The 16,993-nt window shown below is 62.9% G+C and carries 18 protein-coding genes; 16 read left to right on the plus strand and 2 right to left on the minus strand.

Features of this window, described 5'->3' with window-relative positions:
* Positions 1-2: 2 nt before the first annotated feature.
* The 5 genes from B5D13_RS00390 (at position 3) to B5D13_RS00405 (ending at position 2,783) form a co-directional block, all read left to right on the plus strand.
* On the plus strand, positions 3-476 hold the full coding sequence (locus tag B5D13_RS00390) for a PTS sugar transporter subunit IIA (RefSeq protein WP_078686319.1): 474 nt from the start codon (positions 3-5) through the stop codon (positions 474-476).
* 507 nt (positions 477-983) lie between these two features.
* On the plus strand, positions 984-1,130 hold the full coding sequence (locus B5D13_RS08680; RefSeq protein ID WP_159443947.1) for a hypothetical protein: 147 nt from the start codon (positions 984-986) through the stop codon (positions 1,128-1,130).
* Positions 1,131-1,164: 34 nt separating this feature from the next.
* Positions 1,165-1,434 (plus strand): type II toxin-antitoxin system RelB/DinJ family antitoxin, encoded by a 270-nt coding sequence (locus tag B5D13_RS00395; RefSeq protein WP_078686320.1) that lies wholly within the window; start codon positions 1,165-1,167, stop codon positions 1,432-1,434.
* 1 nt (position 1,435) lies between these two features.
* Positions 1,436-1,726, plus strand: coding sequence for a type II toxin-antitoxin system RelE/ParE family toxin (locus B5D13_RS08845; RefSeq protein WP_078686321.1), 291 nt, complete (start codon positions 1,436-1,438; stop codon positions 1,724-1,726).
* A gap of 142 nt (positions 1,727-1,868) precedes the next feature.
* Positions 1,869-2,783 carry an ATP-binding protein gene (locus tag B5D13_RS00405; RefSeq protein ID WP_078686322.1) on the plus strand — a complete coding sequence of 305 codons (915 nt, stop codon included), beginning with the start codon at positions 1,869-1,871 and terminating at the stop codon, positions 2,781-2,783.
* A 32-nt stretch (positions 2,784-2,815) separates the two neighbouring features.
* Here the strand turns inward: B5D13_RS00405 and B5D13_RS00410 are convergent, their stop codons facing one another.
* Positions 2,816-3,853 (minus strand): LacI family DNA-binding transcriptional regulator, encoded by a 1,038-nt coding sequence (locus B5D13_RS00410; RefSeq protein ID WP_078686323.1) that lies wholly within the window; start codon positions 3,851-3,853, stop codon positions 2,816-2,818.
* Between the two features lie 96 nt (positions 3,854-3,949).
* On the opposite strand from B5D13_RS00410, the gene B5D13_RS00415 reads away from it, so the two are divergent.
* The 3 genes from B5D13_RS00415 to B5D13_RS00425 all read left to right on the plus strand — a co-directional run bounded on the left by B5D13_RS00415 (position 3,950) and on the right by B5D13_RS00425 (position 7,386).
* Positions 3,950-4,849 (plus strand): alpha/beta hydrolase fold domain-containing protein, encoded by a 900-nt coding sequence (locus B5D13_RS00415; protein WP_159443949.1) that lies wholly within the window; start codon positions 3,950-3,952, stop codon positions 4,847-4,849.
* 38 nt (positions 4,850-4,887) lie between these two features.
* Positions 4,888-5,808, plus strand: a complete 921-nt coding sequence (locus B5D13_RS00420; protein ID WP_159443950.1) for an alpha/beta hydrolase — start codon at positions 4,888-4,890, stop codon at positions 5,806-5,808.
* Positions 5,809-5,973: 165 nt separating this feature from the next.
* Entirely contained in the window at positions 5,974-7,386 is a 1,413-nt protein-coding gene (locus B5D13_RS00425; RefSeq protein ID WP_078686326.1) for a PTS transporter subunit EIIC, read from the plus strand.
* A gap of 122 nt (positions 7,387-7,508) precedes the next feature.
* Here the strand turns inward: B5D13_RS00425 and B5D13_RS00430 are convergent, their stop codons facing one another.
* Complete coding sequence (locus B5D13_RS00430) at positions 7,509-7,793, minus strand: HigA family addiction module antitoxin (RefSeq protein WP_078686327.1); 285 nt, start codon at positions 7,791-7,793, stop codon at positions 7,509-7,511.
* A gap of 68 nt (positions 7,794-7,861) precedes the next feature.
* On the opposite strand from B5D13_RS00430, the gene B5D13_RS00435 reads away from it, so the two are divergent.
* From B5D13_RS00435 to B5D13_RS00470, 8 genes are all read left to right on the plus strand, one after another.
* Positions 7,862-8,881: an ATP-binding SpoIIE family protein phosphatase gene (locus tag B5D13_RS00435; RefSeq protein WP_159443951.1), complete on the plus strand. Its 1,020-nt coding sequence runs from the start codon at positions 7,862-7,864 to the stop codon at positions 8,879-8,881.
* Between the two features lie 392 nt (positions 8,882-9,273).
* Positions 9,274-9,882 carry an ATP-binding protein gene (locus B5D13_RS00440; RefSeq protein ID WP_255375252.1) on the plus strand — a complete coding sequence of 203 codons (609 nt, stop codon included), beginning with the start codon at positions 9,274-9,276 and terminating at the stop codon, positions 9,880-9,882.
* A 537-nt stretch (positions 9,883-10,419) separates the two neighbouring features.
* Positions 10,420-11,184 (plus strand): alpha/beta hydrolase family protein, encoded by a 765-nt coding sequence (locus B5D13_RS00445; RefSeq protein ID WP_078686330.1) that lies wholly within the window; start codon positions 10,420-10,422, stop codon positions 11,182-11,184.
* 105 nt (positions 11,185-11,289) lie between these two features.
* Positions 11,290-12,900 (plus strand): methionine--tRNA ligase, encoded by a 1,611-nt coding sequence (gene metG / locus B5D13_RS00450; RefSeq protein ID WP_078686331.1) that lies wholly within the window; start codon positions 11,290-11,292, stop codon positions 12,898-12,900.
* Positions 12,901-12,924: 24 nt separating this feature from the next.
* Positions 12,925-13,836 (plus strand): 16S rRNA (adenine(1518)-N(6)/adenine(1519)-N(6))-dimethyltransferase RsmA, encoded by a 912-nt coding sequence (gene rsmA / locus B5D13_RS00455; protein ID WP_078686332.1) that lies wholly within the window; start codon positions 12,925-12,927, stop codon positions 13,834-13,836.
* Position 13,837: 1 nt separating this feature from the next.
* Positions 13,838-14,863, plus strand: a complete 1,026-nt coding sequence (locus B5D13_RS00460; protein ID WP_078686333.1) for a TatD family hydrolase — start codon at positions 13,838-13,840, stop codon at positions 14,861-14,863.
* 64 nt (positions 14,864-14,927) lie between these two features.
* Positions 14,928-15,662, plus strand: a complete 735-nt coding sequence (locus B5D13_RS00465) for a ComF family protein (protein ID WP_078686334.1) — start codon at positions 14,928-14,930, stop codon at positions 15,660-15,662.
* 324 nt (positions 15,663-15,986) lie between these two features.
* On the plus strand, positions 15,987-16,946 hold the full coding sequence (locus tag B5D13_RS00470; RefSeq protein ID WP_078686335.1) for a substrate-binding periplasmic protein: 960 nt from the start codon (positions 15,987-15,989) through the stop codon (positions 16,944-16,946).
* The last annotated feature ends 47 nt before the right edge of the window (positions 16,947-16,993 follow it).

Here is a 16,993-nt window from a genome sequence, read left to right on the forward strand (position 1 = left end):
ACATGGCACAGGTAGACACTTCTCTCTTCAGGCCCGAGCTTGTCTTCTTTGACTTCGAGGCTACTGACGAGTGGGACTTCTTCAAGCAGATGCAGCGGAAGCTGCAGGATATGGGCTACGTCAAGGAGGGCTGGTACGACGCCATCACGCAGCGCGAGAAGAGCTTCCCTACGGGGCTCCAGTTCGAGAAGATCGGCATCGCCATTCCTCACGTCGATCCCGAGAACATCGTCAAGCCCTACATCGCGGTCATCAAGCCCAAGACGACGATCGACTTCGCGCCCATGGCCGACATGGTGGACCATCCCGTCCACACGGAGCTGATCATCAACCTCGGACTCCTCGCCCACGCTGAGGACCAGGTTGCCGTGCTCCAGGCTATGATGGGCATCTTCATGGACGAGGAGGCTACGGCCGATATCATGAGCCGGGACAGCGCAGAGGGCATTATCGAGGCCATCACCAAGCGCTGCTAGGCTCGGCGCCACCGCACCAGATTCCTCCGCCGGACGCCCCGCTCGCCGGACGTGGTGCACCCGACCCGCCCCCGCGCCCGGAGACTTCGCTTCACCTTTCGACTGGTTGTTCCCTCAGCAAGCACAATGTGGCCCCCCATCGCAGCCAGCCTGCACGACCCCGTGCACACCCCATCGCGGTCCCTCCTCCATGGGCCGCGACCCGCGCGACCCCATCCGCGCGGGATTGCATCGACGCACCATCGCCTCAGGAACCGGGGAGAAGAGCATGTCTCTTCTCCCCGGTTCCGCCTTTGATTGTTGATGTCCGCCGTGAGTGAACGTCGCGCCAACCAATGCGACAGACCGCATACTTGATGTCGCGACATAGTGACAGGTATAAGAGAGCGCGCGACCCCCATCGGTATGTGCTGCACGACATGGGCTAGGATAACGATGCGACATAGTGTCGCACGCGTGTCGCGACACTGTCGTACGGTGTGTTTTCTTACTGCGGAGGAGAGCATGTTGGCTGATGTAGACGAAGAGTTCATCGACAAGGTGGCCGACATCGTGCAGCGGCACTTGCGTGTCAGCAAACTGAACGGGTTCGTGAGTGAGTTGCTGCACCGCTCGTATGATGTTCCTTGTGTGCCAATGTGCAAGGCGTTATAATAACGTTGTTATTACAACATGAAACGGAGGCGCCATGTCCGCATCGTCTGTAACCATTCGGGTTGACTCTGACATCAAGGAGAATGCCGCACGTATTGCGGAGCACTTTGGCTTTGACCTTTCTTCCGTTACGCGCGCTTTCTATAAGCAGATGATTCGCGAAAACAGAATTCCCCTCAATCTTTCTGACCCAGAGCCCAACGCGGCTTCCTTGGAGTCGATTCGCGAGGCTGATGAGATTATTGCTGCCGGCGGTGCCGGATATGGTTCGGCCTCTGAGATGTTTGAATCGATGGGCCTGTAATATGCTCGGCGCGCGGTACACCTCAAGATTCAATCGCGATGTTAAGGCGCTTGTGAGGAAACACCGCGACATCGCTCCGCTTGGCGAGGTGATCAATCTAGTTCTTGCTGATACCGATGAGTCGAAGCGAGTTTTAAAGCAGCGGCATAACATGCACTCCCTTAGGGGGTCGTGGTCGGGCAGCAATGAGTGCCACGTCGCAAACGCTGGAGACTGGCTTGTAATTTGGAAGACCGGTAACGGCCTTGCCGTTTTTCAGAGAACCGGATCTCACGATGAGTTATTCAAATGAATCGATGACCTTGGGATCTGCGCTTATATATCGATGAGTAATTAGATCATTGTTTGGCCTCACGTGAACCCGGGGTCAGCTTCTTGTTAAAGGTGGTCCCCGGAGTTCTTGTACGTCTCTTTTCTATAGAAGGGGAGGTCTCATGAGCGCACATGGCAGAATAGGCGAGCTCGACCGCATGACGGCGGAGCGCACCCAGTCGACCCATGACGCTCGTCTTGTCCCGGACGCAACTGTCGACGAGCTTGATCCTGAGCTCTTGTCCGGCTTTCTCGCTCGCGAGCGCGCCACCTCATCGCACGTCTTTAAAAATCTCACGGACGAGGATGTCCTCCTCGCGTTCGGCGCCGCCAAGCGCGACGACGCCGGCACCGTCCGACCTACGCTCGCTGGTCTCATGGCCCTCGGTCGCCACCCTCAGGCCCACTTCTCCAGCGCCAACATTGTCTTCATCGCTTTCTGGGGCCCGAAGTCCGATCCGCTTGCGGGTGGTCGCTTCCTCGACTCCCGCACTGTCATCGGTCCCATCCCCGTGATGGTCGCCGAGACCCTCGCGTCCGTCCGCCGCAACATGCGCATTGCTTCCTACGTCGGCGGCTCGCGCATAGACGTGCCCGAGTATCCCGAGGTCGCCGTCCGAGAGGCCGTGGCGAACGCCCTCATGCACCGCGACTACTCGCCCGAGGCGCTCGGTTCCCAGGTGCAGGTCAACATGTTCGCCGATCGTATCGAGATCATCAGCCCGGGCGGGCTCTTTGGCATGGTCACGGTCGACAACATCGGCACCTACGGCGCCTCCTCCAGCCGCAACCAGTTCCTCTCGCGCATCCTCGAGAGTGTGCCCTACCCCGAGGGCTACCCCGAGCGCGGCTTCATCGTCGGGAACAGGGGCGCAGGTTTCGCGCGAATCCAGGAGTCGCTCAGTCGTCAGGGCATGCGCTCCGCGCACTTGAAGTCAGGTTCTTCGCGCTTCTGCCTGACCATGTGGAAGGGAGATGCCGCCGAGATGGGCGCGGCCGTGCAGCGAGCCGTATGCTTGCGCAAGGGCTTCGGGTAGCGGGCGACGTACGTCTCCTGTGATGGGGAAGCCTAGGCGAGGCTCGAGTTTCGAACGTGGATCTCCATGGGGTAGTCGACGCTCTCGTGGGGGACATCCTCGCCCTCGATGAGGTCGACCGCCTTGCGCGCGACGTCTCGGCCGAGGGCGAGGTAGTCGAAGCCAACGCTGGTGAGGGAGACCATCGGGAGGCTTCCCTCCTCGTAGTTGCCGAAACCCGCGAGCCTCACGTCCTTGGGCGCACTCATGCCGTGCTCGCCGAGGTAGCGCAGGACGCCGAGGCAGATGGTGTCGGAGGCTCCCACGATGAAGTCGGTTCCATTTGCGAGCGCCTGCTCGGCGAGGTGGTACCCCGCCTCTCGCTCGTAGCCGCACTCCAGGTACTCGACGCCGACTCCGGCGCTGCCGCACGCGTCCACGAAGCCGTGCCACCTCTCGAGGCCGGCGCGATCGTATCCTGGGAAGCCGAGGTAAACCAGGTGCTTTGGCTTCTGCTCGATGACATGCTCCGCCATCAGCCGCCCGCCTGCGTAGTCGTCCACCTTCGCAAAGGGGAAGGCATCGCTTCTCTGACCCAAGACGATGATGGGGACATCTGCTCCCAGCATGAAGCGGGCGTGTTCGTCGGTGAGCTGTGCGGTCCCGAAGATGATGGCGTCGACGCCCTGGCGGACCAAGGCCTGCATACCGGCGAGCTTGTGGTCCTCGTCGTGGTTGTCGATGACGATGAAGGGGAGGTAGTCAAGCTCGTGGAGCCTGTCGTTGATGCCGCGCAGGATTCGGGTGACCGCGCGCGCGTCGATGCCGTCCACGAGGACGCCCACCAGCCTGCTGCGCTGTGAGCGAAGCTTCGAGGCGGAGGCGTTGAGGACGTAGCCGGTGCTCTCGATGACGCGCGCGATCTTCTCGGCGCTCTTCTTCGAGACGCTCCCTCCCGTAAGGTAGCGGGAGACGGTGCTTTTGGATACGCCAGCGAGGCGTGCGATGTCATTGATGGTCATGGGCTCTCCTGATCGTCCGAGGCCATAATACCATAGCCTCTGGGAACGTTCCCAATGAGGCCTTGACATCCCTACCCGCAACGGCGATGATAGCCATTAATGGGAACGTTCCCATTTTGTAAGAGCGATCAGGCGCCACGGCGCAGTGAGGAGTGGGGAAGAGGCATGGCAAGCGAGCGCGAGCTGTCGTACATCGCGTCCGTCAAGGACGAGGACGTCTACGCATACCGCATGCGAAAGGAGCTGCGGTACCGGACGTACTGCAACGAGCTCCGGGTCAACGACACGAGCGTGAAGCGTTCGGTGTGGACCGACGCGGGCTGGCTCGACCTCTACTTCTACTACCCTCGCGAGCGCACGAGCGACGTGGTGGTCTTCAACTTCCACGGCGGCGGCTTCTGCCTTGGCTACTGGGAGCTCGACGTCCCGTACTGCAGGCTCATGGCCGACCGGTCCGGGGCGGTCGTCGTCAACGTGGACTACCCCTGCTCGCCCGAGCATAAGTACCCGATGACGTACACCGCCAGCTACGACGCCATGGTCTGGTGCCACCGCCATGCGGAGGAGCTCGACATCGCGCGCGGCCGCTTCATGACCGTGGGCTCCTCGGCGGGCGGCAACATCGCCGCGGCGATGGTTCAGATGGCGTCCCGCCAGGGCGACTTCCCCATCGTCGGTTTCGCGATGAACTACCCCGTGCTTCGCATGAGCCTCTCCCGCGAGGCCCTCGACTCGAGTCGCGCGATCGCCAACGAACGGAGCCTGCAGTACATTGCCTGGGAGTATGCCGACCTGAACCAGATGGGGGAGCCCCTTGCGTCTCCCACCGAGGCCGGCCCGGAGGTGTGCTGGCCCGACATGCTCCTCAACGTCGCGGGCTTCGACTCGCTCAAGGGCGAGGCCGATGACTTCCGGGACCTGCTCGTCTCCCGGGGGACCCATGTCGACTACAAGAACTACCCGCAGGCCGAGCACGGCTTCACCCACGCGGACCTCAACGAGTACCGCCCGGACGACTCCTCCGACGCATGGGGTCGAATCGCTCGGTTTATCAAGGCGCACTAAGGGGCGGGGCAGACGTCCCCGCAGACAAGGAGAAGACGATGCAGTACCTCGAGTTCCCGCTCCGCGATGACGGCACGGCCACGCTCTGCGCGTACGTCCTAGACCCCGCGATCCGCCTCCAGCGCAAAAAGAAGCGCCCTGCCATGCTGGTCTGTCCCGGCGGCGCCTACCTCACGCTGGCGACCAAGGAGGGAGAGCCGGTCGCGGCCCGGTGGATGGGCCTCGGCTACCAGTCGTTCGTCGTCCGCTACAAGCACTACGTCGTGCGTCGGGCCGAGGAGACGGGAGGCGACCCGGAGGTCGACGAGGCGTCTCGCGTCCCCGAGCAGCTCGTCGACCTCATGAAGGCCATGCGCATCGTTCACGAGCACGCCCGGGAATGGGACATAGACGAGAGCCGGGTCTTTTGCATGGGCTTCTCGGCGGGTGCCCATCTGGCGGGAAGCCTGGCGGAGCGCTTCGACGACCCGCAGCTCCTCGCCAGGGCTGGCGCCACTGCGGGTCAGGCGCGTCCTGCGGGCGTGGTCATGGGCTACCCCATGATCAGCGCGCGCCCGCTCCTGAGGGGCGCGGACGAGGTTCCCGAGCAGATGCTGCCCACCCTGGGGATGATCTCCCGGGGCATCTTTGGTACGGACGCACCGACGCCGGAGCAGGTCGAGGACATCGACCTAAGGCTTCACGTGCGAGAGGACATGCCCCGCGTCTTCGTGTGGCACACCATGCAGGACGTCGTGGTCGACCCCTGTGACACGCTTGCGTTCGTCGCGGCGCTGCAGGCGGCGCGCGTTCCGTGCGAGCTGCACCTCTACGAGAGGGGACCCCACGGCACGAGCCTGTGCGACGCCACGAGCGCTGCGGTCGAAGACGACGTCTGGCCGGACAACGCCGCGTGGGTCGAGGCGTGCCGCCGCTGGCTCGAGCTTGGTGCCCCCGAGGGGGACTACAGCCACGAATAGGGGAGGAAACCCCTGCTGAGAGTGCGTGGCGAAATAATGGGAACGTTCCCCAAAAAGTTGTTGACACTGCTGGTCAAGAAACATATAAATGACATGGGAACGTTCCCACAATAGCAGTTTGGTTCAGTACCGGTTCGTTGTCTTGGTTCGCAAAGGAGTCACACGATGGCAGGCAAGGATTACTGCGCGTTGGCAGAGAGGATCGTGGAGCAGGTGGGTGGTGCGGACAACATCACCAAGGTGCTCCACTGCGCCACTCGCCTTCGCTTCAACCTACGAGACATGGCGAAGGCCGACAAGGACGCCCTCAAGGCGATTGACGGAGTCCTGGGTGTGGTCGACGCCAACGCCCAGCTTCAGGTGGTCATCGGTCCCGACGTCGATCGCGTCTACGATGCCGTCCTGGCCGGCACGGGCCTCGAGGGCGCGGGTGAGGTGGACGAGAACCTCGACGCTCCCAAGGAGCGCCTGACGCCCAAGGGCGTCGGGATGGCCATCCTCGACGGCCTCTCCGGCACGATGGGCCCCGCCATCCCCGCGATTGTCGCCTGCGCCTTCTTCAAGATGATCACGAGCCTGCTCGGCCCGGACTTCCTGAACCTGCTGCCCGCCGACAGCGACCTCATGAAGCTCTTCACCTTCGTGGGTGACGCCGCCTTCTACTTCTTCCCCTGCGTCGTCGGCTACACGGCTGCCGTTAAGTTCAACGTCACGCCCGTCCTGGGCATCGTGATGGGCGCCATTCTCATCCACCCGACCTTCGTGGCCATGGCCACCGAGGGCACTCCGTTCACCGTCTTCGGCATCCCCTGCAACGTGCAGAACTACTCGAGCACGATCATCCCGGTCATCCTTTCCGTGTGGGTGATGGGTTACATCGAGAGGTTCCTCAACGCCAAGATGCCCAGCTCCATCCGCGGCGTCTTCGCCCCGGCGATCACCATCCTCGTGATGCTGCCGATCTCGCTGTGCGTGCTCGGGCCTGCCGGCGCGTTCCTGGGCGGCTACCTCGTGGGCGGCCTGCTGGCGCTCCAGAACGTCATCGGCCCCCTCGGCATCGCGATCATCGCCGGCCTCTATCCCATCCTCGTCATGACCGGCATGCACATGGTGCTCATCGTCACCCTCTTCCAGGTCTTCGCGACCCAGGGCTACGACGGCTTCGGCGGCCCCGCGCTCGTCTTCGCGAGTTTCTCCGTGATGGGCGTCGCCATCGGCGCAATGCTGCGCATCAAGAACAAGGAGCAGAAGGCGCTCGCGGCTGAGTACGCCATCACCGCGATCCTCGCGGGAACCTCCGAGCCGACCATCTACGGCATCTGCACCCGCTACAAGAGGCCCTTCATCGGCCTCATCGCCGGTGGCTTCACGGGCGGCCTCGTCGCGGGCATCCTCGGCGTCGTCTCCGCAAGCCTGGTGCCCTCTTCCAACGTGGTCTGCGCCTTGGCCTTCGCCGGCGGCACCCAGTTCAACCTCATCGCCGGCTGGGGATGCGCAATCCTCTCCGCCGTGGTTGCCGCAGCTGTGACCTACTTCACCGGGTTTGACTCCGACTCCGAGGCGTTCGACGTCGAGTAGCCGAGCGACCCAAAAACATTGCCCCCCCCTTTGGCGGCGCCCCGCAGATTCTTGCGGGGTGCCGTTTTCGTCTCGAGGGCAATGAGCCGTGGGCGCAGTGGCGTCGTCACCAACCCTGTCCGCTACGCAAGCGCCTCCACCGGCGGCAGCCCCTTTGGGTCGAACGTCTTGATTTGATATGTCATCTCCAGGTTCAGCCAGAACTGCGGGCTCGTTCCCAGCGCCTTGCCCAGCAGGTACGCCATCTCGACACTGACGGTGCGGCGGCCGTGCACGATGTCGGAGATGGCCGACTGCGGCTTGTGGATCGCCTTGGCAAGCCGGTACTGCGAGATGCCCCTCGGCTCGAGGAACTCCTCGAGCAGGACCTCGCCGGGGGTGGATGCGTAGTCGCGAGCGCTGGCCATGAGACCCTCCTTCATCGGTAATGCTTCTGCCATACAGAAGTATAGTCCTGTATAGTCCTCGCGGCGGCGTGGCCGGTTCGGACTGGCTCGTGCGCCTGTACGTGATCGCCTTCGTGCCGATGTCCGTCAACTACGTGCTGCTGAACCACTTCAACGTCGTGCAGCGCCGCGCGATGGCGCTGACGCTCATCGCGCTCGAGAACATCGTGCTGTACCTGCCGCTGATCTGGGTGCTCACGCACGCGCTGGGCCTGGTGGGCGCCGTGGCGTCGTTCGTGTGCGCCGAGGCGCTGACGACGGTCGTCACGCCGCTCGTCGTCGGCGACGACGCCCGCCCGCTCAAGCAGCAGAACGGCACCCTGCTCGGCCTCTTCGACGACATCGACCTCGTCGACGAGACCGTGACGCTCGCGCCCGGCGAGTCCCTCCTCGTCTTCACCGACGGCGTGACCGAGGCGGTCGACAAGAACAAGGCCTTCCTCGGCGACGCGGCCTTCGCCGAGCGCCTCTCCGCTCGCGCCCCCTTCGCCTCGGCCCAGTCCGTGGTCGACGCCACGACCCAGATCGTCGACGCCCACGCCGCCGGCCACGAGCAGTTCGACGACCTCACGGCCCTCGCCCTCACCCACACAAACGTCCATACCGACACCGAAGACAACGCGCCGTCACCCACCGTCACGGCAGCCCCCGCCGCCGAGAAGAGCCTCCCCGTTGTCGGTGCCCACGAGGTGCCTGCGGACATCACCTCGATGGACATCGTCAAGGAGGCCATCTTCGCCACCGGCGTGGACGGCCCCCTCAAGTGCCGCACGACCCTGGCGGTGGAGGAGGCCTTCGCGAACGTCGTGTCGTACTCGGGCGCCACACATGCCTGGTACGCGGTGGAGGAGTTGCCCGCGGGACTCAGCGTGACCCTCATCGACGACGGCGACCCCTTCGGCCTCACCACGGCCGAGGCGCCCGACCCCGAGTTCGAGGACCTTGAGTTCGGCGGTATGGGCTTGCGCATCGTGCGCCAGCTGGCGACCGATGTGCGCTACCGCTACAAGGACGGGCTCAATGTGCTTGTGATCGAGGTGGAGCAGTAGGATAGTGCAGTTTTCAATTATGCGATCGTATCGACGATGACGGATTTTGGTTATTTTCCCAGTGATGTCTATAAGAGTCGATATGGAACGATACTTGCATAGCGGTTAAGAATCATAGGCGAGAGGTCCTGTTGGCTGACAAACCAACGCACCCCTGACGCGCCGTTACGTTTCGGTTGCCAGCCCTCTGCTGATCTCAGATTGCTGTCGGTGCGGTGAGATCGTTGAATGGCTCATACAGGACAATAAATTCGCTGAATGGATTGCCGTAGATGGCCTCAGTTCGTTTGGCTAAGATTTGATGCAAGCCCGAATTAACGAAGCGAGTGTTGTCGATGGATGAAATTACTCTTTAACCAGAGCCAGGCATTCTCATTGAGAGCCTTAGGGATATCGGGTACTCATTTAATAGCGCGCTCGCGGATATTATCGATAACTCTATTACGGCGAATGCCGATTCAGTTTGGGTGATGGCAATTCCGTCGGATGAATGCCGGGTTGCCATTATTGACGATGGGGACGGTCTGGTTCGCGATGAGCTTATGCGAGCCATGAAGCTGGGTAGTTCTGATCCAAGGCAACAGCGCGGTCTTAATGATTTGGGAAGATTTGGCCTAGGGCTAAAGACGGCTTCTTTTTCCCAATGCCGGAGGCTGACCGTTGCCTCTAGATGTAATGGTGTGACCGCTGCCTTCACATGGGACTTGGATTTGGTTGTTGAACAAAACAAGTGGACCGTCATTGAGCGAGACGACGTGAAAGAGATCCCATTTAGTGAAGAGCTTGGTAAATCTGGCACATTGGTTCTTTGGGAGAAGCTAGACAGGCTGGATGGGTCGCAAGAGGGCGGAAAGGCGAATCTGTCACGCGTAATCAGCGAGGCGCAGGATTATCTGTCGTTGGTATTTCATAGATACCTTTCTGGAGAGAAGGGCATTAAACGTATATCAATACATCACCAAGCGCTGCTAGACCCTAAGGCTACATGGCGCCGCGCGTAGACGGTGCTTCCGACGCTGACGCAAGTGAGGCGGGGAAGAGGGGAGAAGAACCCTCTTTCTCGCCTTTTTGCTCTTCTCTCACGGCTGACGCATTTTGTTGTCTAGATAAGGATGGACAATAGCAGACGTGGGGACCTAGGCCGTTTTGCCGTTTCCAGGGGGTGATTGGCACGAGCGCAGCCGACTCGTGGCCTCTCGTTCTGTTCACGCTCTTCGTGTTCGAGCCGATGGCGTGGGGTTTACTTCGTGCTCAGGCTAAGGAGGCGCGACGCGCGCAAGCCGACGCGAGACGAGGGAATTCGCCGCCTGGAGGACGAGTGCGACTTCTGCGAGCCAACGGCCCCGTACAAAAACAGCCGCAGAATGGGACGGTTGAATCGAAGCGGCAGGCACTGAGCCCACCGAGTGCATCCCATGACCCCAGCTATTTGCGGGTTCGTATGCCAATGGCAACGTTGCTGACATAAGCTGTATCGTGTCAAATGATGCTATGAGCACAATGACGGGGTGTACGGGACTACCTTACGGGGGCATGGAATGGGTTTCGAGGAGCGAGAGTACTGGTGCAGGCGCGAGGATAAGAGCATCTACGGGAAGCTGTTCCTTCCCGAGGGGTGGGAGGGGGGTCGGCCGCGTCCTACGGCCATCTTCTCTCACGGTTTGAGCACGAACCACGGAGACATGGAAGCCTACGCGCGGACCGCGGCAGGGCGCGGCATGGTGACCTATGTCTTCGACTTCTGCGGGGGCGGAAACTACAGCAGAAGCGACTGGCAGGACAACATGTCGCTTTTCACCGAGCAGCATGACCTCGAGTCTGTTGCCTGGGAGCTCTCACGCGAGCCGTTTGTGGACGCCAACAACGTGTTCCTCTGCGGATCGAGCCTCGGCGCAGCGGTGACGTTCATGGCCGCACGTGCGAACGCGGACCTGATCCGAGGGTGCGTCCTTCTCTACCCGGCATTCAACCTCTACGATTCGGTGCACGCGGCCTGTCCCAGGCGCGAGCTCATTCCCGAATCCTATCGCGTCATGAAGATGAACGTGAGCGGTGACTTCCTCAGGTCCTGCTACGACTACGACTTCTTCGAGCACGCACCCGCCTTTCCTGGGGACGTGCTTATATTCCACGGGGACTCCGACGAGGTGGTGCCTCTGTCCTATTCCGAGCGCGCGGCGTCGCTTCTGCCCCAGTGTGAGCTTCGCGTCATTCCTGGAGGAGGCCACGGCTTTACCGGCGATCGATACTGGCAGGTCGTGGACCAGGCTGCGGAGTGGCTGTGGTCGCGATTTGCACGTTAGGCTTGTTGGGTGGTGCATCGAACATCGGCCTGTTGTCCGCTGTATAATCTGCATTCGTGTGCGCTGCGCACCTTCCCAAAAATCCGTCATTAGGAGATACGCACCATGGCCGACAAGCCCTCGTTCTACATCACCACGCCCATCTACTACGTCAACGCCGCGCCCCACCTGGGAACTGCGTACTGCACCATGCTGTGCGACGTGCAGGCGCGCTACCGTCGCGCCGCCGGCTATGACGTGAAGTTCCTCACGGGCATGGACGAGCATGGCCAGAAGGTCGAGGAGGCCGGCGCCTCCCACGGCATGAAGCCGCAGGAGTGGTGCGACAGTCAGGAGCCGCTCTTCAAGGACCTGTGGAAGCAGATCGAGATCTCGAACGACGACTTCATCCGCACCACGCAGCAGCGCCAGTACAAGGCTGTTCAGTACCTGTGGGAGCGCATGAAGGAGTCGGGCTACCTGTACAAGGGCAGCTACGATGGCTGGTACTGCGTGCCTGAGGAGACCTACTTCACCGAGAACCAGGTCCGCAAGTCCGACGAGGCGAACGAGACCGTGGGGCAGCACCTCTGCCCCGACTGCGGCCGTCCCCTCGAGCGCGTCCAGGAGGAGTCCTACTTCTTCAAGCTCTCCGCGTTCCAGGACAAGCTGCTCAAGTTCTACGACGAGCACCCCGACTTCGTCCAGCCCGCCTTCCGCATGAACGAGGTTCGCAGCTTCGTCGAGGGCGGCCTGCAGGACCTTTCCGTCTCGCGCACCAGCTTCGACTGGGGCATCCCCGTTCCGTTTGACGGCAAGCACGTCACCTACGTCTGGTTCGACGCACTGCTCAACTACATGACCGCCGTGGGCTACGGCGACGACAGCGACGAGGCCAAGGCCGAGCTCGCCCGTCGCTGGCCCGCGCAGTACCACGTGGTCGGCAAGGACATCATCCGCTTCCACTGCGTTATCTGGCCGGCAATGCTCATGGCCATTGGCGAGGCCCTTCCCTCCCACGTCTTTGCGCACGGCTTCCTGACGGTCCGCAACAGCGAGACCGGCAAGGCCGAGAAGATGTCCAAGTCGCGCGGCAACGCCATCGCTCCTCAGGACGTCATCGACCTTCTGGGCGTCGAGGGCTACCGCTACTACTTCATGACCGACGTTACCCACGGCGAGGACTCGGCCATCAGCTTCGAGCGTATGGAGCAGGTCTACAACGCCGACCTGGCCAACAGCTGGGGCAACCTGGTCAGTCGCGCCCTCAACATGAGCGCCAAGTACTTCGACGGCAAGACCCCCGAGCTCGACGAGGGCTGGGAGCAGCGTGACAACCCGCTGCGCGCCATCGCCCTGGGCATCGAGGGCCGCTATGCCAAGTGCATGGACTCCCTCGACTACGTCGGCGCCAAGGACGTCGTCATGGAGCTCGTTCACGCGGCGAACCACTACATCGAGGATTCCGCGCCCTGGGCGGTCGCGAAGGATCCCGCCCGTGCCGGCGAGCTTCGCGACATCATCGTCAATCTGCTCGAGTCCATTCGAATCTGCGCGCACCTGCTTGCCCCCATCATGCCCGAGACCTCGGTCGAGGTCCTGCGTCGCATGAGCCTCGAGGAAGAGGCCGCAACGGACGACCTTGCGGGCGTCTGCGAGTGGGGCCAGCTCAAGGGCGGTGTTGACGTAACCAAGGGCGATGCGCTCTTCCCGCGGCTCGCTTCCCAGAAGAAATAGCGGCGACGAAAGGCGGTAGGGCGCATGGCACACTCCTGGCTCGCCAACGTTCGCGAGACCAAGGCGGTCTTGGAGGACTTCGGCCTGTACACCAAGCATCGCCTTGGACAGAACTTCCTGGTGAACGACGACGTCATCGGGAAGATCCTCGACCTTGCCCAGTTGGGCGAGAAGGACGTGGTCTTCGAGGTCGGACCCGGCGTTGGGACCCTGACCGTCGCCATGCTCCCGCTCGCGGGGGCGGTCTGCTCCGTCGAGGCGGACCGAACCCTCGAGCCGGTGCTCGCCGAGACCTGCGCCAAGGACTCCGAGCGCTTCGCCCTGATCATGGGCGACGCGCTCAAGGTCGATGGCCAGCACCTGGCCGAGGCCGTCTTGGGTCTCGAGATAGAGGGCCTCGATCCGGCTCCAACCAAGCTCGTCTCGAACCTACCGTATCAGGTGGCGGCCACCATCATCCTGCGCAGCCTGCAGACCATTCCCTCGCTCAGTCGTGAGGTGGTCATGGTCCAGGCCGAGGTCGCCAATCGCATTGCGGCGCGTCCCGGCACGCGTGCCTTTGGCGCGTACACCGCAAAGCTCGCTCTCTACGGCGAGGTGACCGGCCGCTTCGAGGTGGGGCCGGGCAATTTCATGCCGCCTCCCCACGTCGACTCCGCCGTGGTACGCATTGACCGCAGGCCGGCCGTCGACCCACAGACCGGCGAGGTCCTCTCGCCCGAGCGCCTTGCGCACGCAGCTGCGGTGATCGATGCCGCGTTCGCCCAGAAGCGCAAGACCATCCGCAATTCCATGGCCTCGAGCGGCTTCGACAAGGCTGCGCTCGACGCGGCCTTCGAGAGGGCGGGCGTTTCTCCCACGGCTCGCGCGGAGGCGCTCGAGCTCTCCGACTTTATCACGCTTGCGGCCCGGCTCGAGCTTCCCGAGGGGCGCTAGCATGGCCCAGGAGTGCGTCAACCACGATGCCCTTACGCTCGATGACGGCGTGCTGTTCCACAACCGCAAGGGTCGCGCCATCGAGTTGCCCCAGCCCCTCGCGCCCCTTGCGGACACGCATGGCCACCTGACGAGCTTTCGCAAGCATGACGCGTCTATCGCCATCTGCCGCGCCGCCCTCGCGGGCGTTCGCATGCTGGTGGTGCCCATCGATCCCGTCGACGAGTTCCCGCGCAAGTTCGAGGACGCCCCGGCGTTTCTGGACTGGCTCGCACGCCAGGTTGACGAGGCGTCCCGTCGCATCGAGCGCTGCGCGGAGCGGGGCCTCGTGCCCCCCACGTTCGACGAGGGCGCGTTTGGCAAGGTCGCGCCCCTGGTCGAAAACGTCCGTCTCGTAGCGGGCGCCCATCCCTATGGGGCGGCCGAGCTCACGGACGAGGCCCTGTCCCGCATGGACGCCCTTCTTGCCAGCCCGCTCTGCGTGGGCGTGGGAGAGATTGGCGTCGACTTCGGTCCCTACAACGAGCTTCCCGCGGACGTTCAGGAGCGCGCGCTGCGCATCCAGCTGCGCCGCGCCCACGAGCTCGACCTGCCCGTCGAGCTGCACGTGCGCGACAACCCCGAGGACGAGTCCTGCCAGGCACATGCCCTGGTGGCCCGCGTGCTCGAGGAGGAGGGCGTTCCCCGACGGGGCTGCGACCTACACTGCTTCACGCAGGGGCCCGAGGTCATGAGGCCCTTCGTGGACCTAGGCTGCCACATCGCCTTTGGCGGCGCCATGACCTTCAATCGCTCCGAAGACATCCGTCTTGCCGCGGCGGAGTGTCCCTCCGAGCTCCTGTTCGTCGAGACCGACTCTCCTTATATGGCGCCCGTGCCGCTACGCGGCGAAGAGTGCGAGCCGGCCATGGTCGCATTCAGCGCGGGCCGTCTGGCCGATGTGAGGGCGGAGGCCGGCCACACGCGTCAGGCTACCTATGACGCGCTGTGGAGAAACGCCCGCGACTTCTTCGAGCCGCGCCGTTAGCCGCTCCACGCGCTGGGTAGAACTCCACTAACCAGCGACCCCCATCGCAGGCTTGAGGGACATCATGCGCAGCTTTGGCCAGATGGCCGGACGTCTTGGCAACGACATGCTCGAGCTGCTGTACCCGACGCGCTGCGTGGGCTGTGACCTTCCCGGCGAGCTCCTGTGCGCAGAATGCCGCGACTCCCTGGAATGGATCGACCAACGCTGGGCCTGCCCCGTATGCGGGGCACCCTTCGGCTGGCTCACCTGCACGGAGTGCGGTGGCGCGTGGGAGACACGCGCCACCGTCTGCGCGCTTTCGTTTTGCGGGACGGCCGCGCGCATGGTCGCAATCTACAAGGACCATGGCGAGAAGCGCCTGGCCCCCATCATAGCGGCGGCTATGGCATGCGCGCTGGACGAGGCCTCCGCATGGGCCGCCCCAGACGGGGAGCCGCGCTTCTCGGCAGAGGGCGCCGATGCGCTCTGCTTCGTGCCGGCGACGAAGATCGCCTATGCCAGGAGGGGATTCGACCACATGGAGGGCGTCTCTCGTGTCCTCGCCCGCGAGCTCGGCCTGCCACTTGCCGATATCCTCGTGCGTGGTAAGGCACGCGACCAGCGCGAACTTGGGCGAGAGGAAAGGACGCGAAACCTTGCGGGCACCGTCGAGGTGATCGACGACGTGTGCGGTCTTGACCTGCTGTTGGTTGACGATGTCGTCACGACGGGCTCGAGCGTGCGCGAGTGCGCCCGAAGCCTTCTGGGACGCGGCGCGAGGTCGGTCACGGCCTGCGCCCTCGCTCGCGTATGGTGAGAGCGCAGGTGCTTCCAACTTGGTATACTTGCAGCAAGTCTTATCCAGGTCTGTGGTTGCGGAGGTGATCTCCTCCTAGTTCATGGCAGACGAGGCCAAAAGGATCCACGTAAGTTCGGGCGTGCGCGCCCGAGCGAGCATGGCTCGTCCTAGAAGTAAGACGCACCGCCCGCAACTCTTGAGGCATACGGCCTCACGGGCGAGAGGGCCAGTAGTGGGGGGCCGTGTAGCCCCGAAGCGACCGTCCCAGTGTGCGAGTGTGGGGTCAAATACCAGGTCAGCTGGATAAGACGCTCTATACGCATAAGAGTGAAGGTAGACAGCATGAGAATAAACGGCGCCCGCGTCACCCTACTCGCAGCTTCAGCGGCAGCGCTCACGCTCGGTCTTTCGGCATGTGACGTTCCATTTGTCACACAGACCCCCTCGGTCGAGCAGGCAAAGGTCCAACAGACCGAATCCCTCTCTGCAAAGGTCGACTCGTCATCGCTGGTCGAGGATGGCTACCTCACGGTAGGTCTGCGCACGTCACGCACGACCGCGCCGTTCTGCATCACCGGCGACGACGATGCCGTCATGGGCATGGACGTCGACGTCGCTTCGGCCCTGGCCGACCAGCTTGGCCTCAAGGTCAAGTTCGTGCAGGTTACCAGTGCAAGCAAGTCGCTCGGGCAGACTTGCGACATCGTCATGGACATGAGCGACAGCAGTGACGGGGACGTGAAGGTCGTCGGCTCCTATGCGGAGTCGACCACCGCGTTCTTCCGCAAGGGGAATGACGGCGTCGTTAAGGTCGACGACCTGTCCTCCAAGGTCGTCGGCATCCAGGGCGGATCGGTCTCCCAGAAGGCGCTTCAGGACACTGGCCTGGTGGTTCAGGAGAAGACCTTCGACAACCTGAACAAGGCCTTCGACGCGCTCGCGGCCGGCAACGTCGACTACGTGCTGTGCGACGCCTACTCGGGTGCATATCTCTCGGCCCACTTCAACGGCATCAGTTTCTGCGGCACCCTCGACGAGCCTGTCGTGCAGGGCGTCGCCGTGTCGTCGAGCAACGAGTCGCTCCAGAGCGCGGTCTCCGAGGCGCTCTCTGCCATCCAGTCGAACGGCCAGGTCGACGTCATCCGCTGCAGGTGGGTTGGCGGAATGACCACCATCACCTCTGACCAGCAGATCAAGGACATTCCTGCCAAGCAGCAGGAGGAGGCACAGCCCGCGGATGCGACTGACGCGGACAATCCCGGCGACGGCTCGACCGCTGGCTCGAACGCGGCCATCATCTAAGTCGCTAGCACTTCTCTCCCATTAAAATGTTCGCCATTCGTCGAAAG

It is taken from the genome of Olsenella sp. KH1P3, from assembly GCF_900167315.1.
GTDB lineage: Bacteria > Actinomycetota > Coriobacteriia > Coriobacteriales > Atopobiaceae > Olsenella_J > Olsenella_J umbonata_A.

What these genes read in the sequence shown, in the direction of transcription:
- B5D13_RS00420 (WP_159443950.1), top strand. Translation starts at nt 4,888, where the DNA reads ATGCAGTACCTCGAGTTCCCGCTCCGCGATGACGGCACGGCCACGCTC.
- rsmA (WP_078686332.1), top strand. Translation starts at nt 12,925, where the DNA reads ATGGCACACTCCTGGCTCGCCAACGTTCGCGAGACCAAGGCGGTCTTG.
- B5D13_RS00410 (WP_078686323.1), bottom strand. Translation starts at nt 3,853, where the DNA reads ATGTCAAGGCCTCATTGGGAACGTTCCCAGAGGCTATGGTATTATGGC.
- B5D13_RS00425 (WP_078686326.1), top strand. Translation starts at nt 5,974, where the DNA reads ATGGCAGGCAAGGATTACTGCGCGTTGGCAGAGAGGATCGTGGAGCAG.
- B5D13_RS08845 (WP_078686321.1), top strand. Translation starts at nt 1,436, where the DNA reads ATGCTCGGCGCGCGGTACACCTCAAGATTCAATCGCGATGTTAAGGCG.
- B5D13_RS00460 (WP_078686333.1), top strand. Translation starts at nt 13,838, where the DNA reads ATGGCCCAGGAGTGCGTCAACCACGATGCCCTTACGCTCGATGACGGC.
- B5D13_RS00465 (WP_078686334.1), top strand. Translation starts at nt 14,928, where the DNA reads ATGCGCAGCTTTGGCCAGATGGCCGGACGTCTTGGCAACGACATGCTC.
- B5D13_RS00405 (WP_078686322.1), top strand. Translation starts at nt 1,869, where the DNA reads ATGAGCGCACATGGCAGAATAGGCGAGCTCGACCGCATGACGGCGGAG.
- B5D13_RS00470 (WP_078686335.1), top strand. Translation starts at nt 15,987, where the DNA reads ATGAGAATAAACGGCGCCCGCGTCACCCTACTCGCAGCTTCAGCGGCA.
- B5D13_RS00395 (WP_078686320.1), top strand. Translation starts at nt 1,165, where the DNA reads ATGTCCGCATCGTCTGTAACCATTCGGGTTGACTCTGACATCAAGGAG.
- B5D13_RS00430 (WP_078686327.1), bottom strand. Translation starts at nt 7,793, where the DNA reads ATGGCCAGCGCTCGCGACTACGCATCCACCCCCGGCGAGGTCCTGCTC.
- B5D13_RS00390 (WP_078686319.1), top strand. Translation starts at nt 3, where the DNA reads ATGGCACAGGTAGACACTTCTCTCTTCAGGCCCGAGCTTGTCTTCTTT.
- B5D13_RS00415 (WP_159443949.1), top strand. Translation starts at nt 3,950, where the DNA reads ATGGCAAGCGAGCGCGAGCTGTCGTACATCGCGTCCGTCAAGGACGAG.
- B5D13_RS00445 (WP_078686330.1), top strand. Translation starts at nt 10,420, where the DNA reads ATGGGTTTCGAGGAGCGAGAGTACTGGTGCAGGCGCGAGGATAAGAGC.
- metG (WP_078686331.1), top strand. Translation starts at nt 11,290, where the DNA reads ATGGCCGACAAGCCCTCGTTCTACATCACCACGCCCATCTACTACGTC.